At 39.1% G+C, this 274-nt stretch carries 1 protein-coding gene; it reads right to left on the reverse strand.

Going from position 1 to position 274, the window contains the following annotated elements; all coding sequences use genetic code 11:
- Nucleotides 1-274 (reverse strand): hypothetical protein (locus AAEY83_RS14870; protein WP_351060097.1); only part of this gene is annotated, 274 nt, incomplete at both ends.

Genomic DNA, 274 nt, shown 5'->3' on the forward strand with positions numbered 1-274 from the left:
GCGTAACTTGCTCTGTTAACTGCTGCTTAGCGCGTTTTTCTGCGCCACGGCGGTAAAGCGCAATACCAGTTACAACAACCAAAAGTAATAGTAAAAAAGAGAATAAAGTAAGCTGAGAACGCTGCGACATTTTTAGCTCTTGCACACGTCGATCTTGTTTAAGTTTTTCTATCTCTTGGTTTAATTGGGTTGCTTTAAATTGATGCTGAAGTACCGCTAATGCATTTATAATTGCTGTACTTCTGAGTTTTCGCAGCTCACTAATATATTCTTG

Origin of the sequence: Psychrobacter sp. TB20-MNA-CIBAN-0197 (assembly GCF_040309765.1) — a bacterium.
In the GTDB taxonomy this organism is placed as follows: Bacteria; Pseudomonadota; Gammaproteobacteria; order Pseudomonadales; family Moraxellaceae; genus Psychrobacter; species Psychrobacter submarinus.